Annotated in this window: 3 protein-coding genes; all 3 read left to right on the forward strand. The window is 36.2% G+C overall.

Annotation, left to right across the window (positions count from 1 at the left end; genetic code table 11):
- Positions 1–259: 259 nt before the first annotated feature.
- A complete protein-coding gene (locus DPX34_RS21460) occupies positions 260–1,186 on the forward strand; it encodes a TauD/TfdA dioxygenase family protein (protein WP_111980001.1) in 927 nt (308 codons plus the stop codon).
- Between the two features lie 2 nt (positions 1,187–1,188).
- The gene (locus tag DPX34_RS21465; protein ID WP_111980002.1) at positions 1,189–1,788 is read left to right on the forward strand and encodes an FcoT family thioesterase; all 600 of its coding nucleotides are present in this window, start codon (positions 1,189–1,191) and stop codon (positions 1,786–1,788) included.
- Positions 1,766–2,608, forward strand: an 843-nt coding sequence (locus DPX34_RS21470; protein WP_157964793.1) for a class I SAM-dependent methyltransferase, incomplete at its 3' end; no start/stop codon positions are given. The genes DPX34_RS21465 and DPX34_RS21470, both read left to right, overlap by 23 nt.

Consider the following 2,608-nt stretch of genomic DNA (forward strand, 5'->3'; position numbering starts at 1 on the left):
TCAGGCTATAGCCTAAAAACCTCTTCCACGCCCAAAGGACGTGGTTTTAATTTTTAATAAAAAAAGTGATTTACCGTCTATAAACACATTTAAAATAAGCGAATTGCCCCAACAAAATAAACTTTATTAATAAAGGGATTTCAGTCAGATAATCCATATTTTTTGCACACTTTGAATTTATAGTTATTTTAATTCCACAATGGCTTGCTTCTAAATCACTTAGATCGTTAGCGTAAATAACAATAAAAAAGAGGATAATATGGAAATATTTAAAAATGATTTTGGCTGTGAATTACACGGACTTAATATCAATTCGCTAACAGAAAAAGATGAAAAAATCATTAAATCTTCACTGTATGAAAACCGCTTGGTGATTATTAAAAATCAAACACTCACCAATCAAGAATATGTTGATTTTGCCAATAAATTTGCAACACCGGTGCCCTACTTACAGGAAAATTATCACCACCCTGATCACAAAGAAATATTCGTTTCATCAAATATTCAAAAGACAAAAGACAAAATGGGCGTAGCCAGAACGGGAGGGTATTGGCATTCAGATACCGCTTTTGAACAAAACCCTAAAGTGCTCACCATGTTAATGCCTAAAGTTATGCCCAAAACAATAAAACGGACGACTCGATTTATTGATATGGCGAAAGTATACCAAGCGATGTCATTAAAACAGCAGCAAACCTTATCAAAAATGACATTTATTCATAGTGGTCGTTGGCGCTATAAAGTCAGACCAGAAGATATAAATTTAGACTTAACTGAAATTTTAGCCATGATCCATGCAGTACAGCCACCAGTTGAGCACCCTGCGGTGATCACACACCCTTTCACCAAAGAAAAAATTATTTACGCGAGTCGCGGCTTTACTATTGAAGTAAAAAACGAAGGGCTAGACCAAAGTAAAGTTATCTTAGATGAATTATTCGATTTTGCTGAACAGGCACAATTTATCAAAGAAGTCACCTGGAATTTAGGCGATCTAATCATTTGGGATAACCGTTTTTTACAACACAGTTCAGGCCGTCAGGCGGCTGTTGGAGAAAACTTACAAGCCGAAATAACCAAAGAAGAAGAAACAATGATGTTTAGGATCACACTGCTAGACGGTATGCCTTTATGTGATAGTTTACGCGAAAACGCAGGCGTAGCCATTCCAGAAATGGAGGTATAACAATGCTTACAGCAATAACTCAAACAACACAAAAAGCAAAAAGCCCAACGAACGATCCATTATTAATTGAGCCTACTTTATTAAAACAAGTGCTTAAACCGTATTTTAGTCACAGCACCTATTTGAAAAGTGCCGTTATCGACGATGTTAATAGTGAAGCACTTGTTACCGCTCGAGGTCAATTTGCCATAGAAAAAAGTTGTTACATTGATGATACTGGCCATTTTAATGCTGTTGAATTCAATATCTGTTTTAATCAACTGTCATATGTCATTGTCGCTCAGTGCATAGAGTCCGGTATATTTAAAGCTCTAAATCCTAAATGGGCTGCGTTATGCCCTAAAACGTTACAGGACTTTTTTGAAGATCAGTTAGCTACCATATTAATATCCAAACTCGAATCTAAATTTTTAAGGCCTCTAAACAGTCGAGCATTTGAAGGGCTATTCACGGTTGATAAACTTTCAGTAATTAAAGGACGTTTGTTTATGCACACCAGCATTGCATTTTATGATGAGCAAGGTATCGCTGCAAAAGGAAACGTGCTTGCGTGTTATGTACCCGGTTTAAAAGAGGTCAATGCAAATGCACAAAGCCATTAAATCGGCACAAGCCGTTGCTGCGTTAAGGGCGGCAACTCAACAAGACAATATAAATTTAGGCTATCAAGCAGATTATTTAGCGGATAATTTTATTGATGGACAATATTCTATGTTAGCTAAAATGCGTCCACGATGGCTACGGCGCAAGTTGATTGAGCGTTTGCACCCAGGTAGTTATTGCTTTTCGATCATCCGTACACAGCATATTGATAAAATATTACAACAACAAATCGACTCCGGTATCGAGCAGGTTGTCATATTAGGTGCAGGTTATGACACGCGCGCATTACGCTATAAAAAAGTGTTACGATCGGTCAATGTTTTTGAATTAGATTTTCCGCCAACGCAAGCTTATAAATTAAATCAACTAAAGCAAACAGATTGCAACATTCCAGATAATGTTAGCTACATTCCTATCGACTTTAATCAAGAAGACATCGCCCTTGAGCTCAAAAAAAATAATTTCTCCTTTTCTAAAATTACGCTTTTTATTTGGGAAGGCGTTTCGTATTACCTAGAAAAAGAAGTCGTTAGTTACATTTTAAAATTAACGGCACAATGTGCTAAAGGCAGTTCAATTGTATTTGATTATTCATTGCGTAGTTTTGTTAATGGGGATCATTCAACTTACGGCGGCAAACAAATAGCCCATTGGCTTAAAAAAATAAACGAACCTTTTTTATTTGGTTGTAACTCAGATGAAATCAACCGTTTTGTCATTGATAACAATCTAAAATTAGATTCAGATTTTGGAGCCGATGAATTAGAAAATTTATATCTATTGAAACCAGATAATAAATTGCTAGGCCGCACACTTGGG

Origin of the sequence: Algibacillus agarilyticus (assembly GCF_003286125.1) — a bacterium.
Lineage (GTDB): Bacteria > Pseudomonadota > Gammaproteobacteria > Enterobacterales > Alteromonadaceae > Algibacillus > Algibacillus agarilyticus.

Coding starts and splice junctions, on each gene's coding strand:
- DPX34_RS21460 (WP_111980001.1), top strand. CDS start 260: ATGGAAATATTTAAAAATGATTTTGGCTGTGAATTACACGGACTTAAT.
- DPX34_RS21465 (WP_111980002.1), top strand. CDS start 1,189: ATGCTTACAGCAATAACTCAAACAACACAAAAAGCAAAAAGCCCAACG.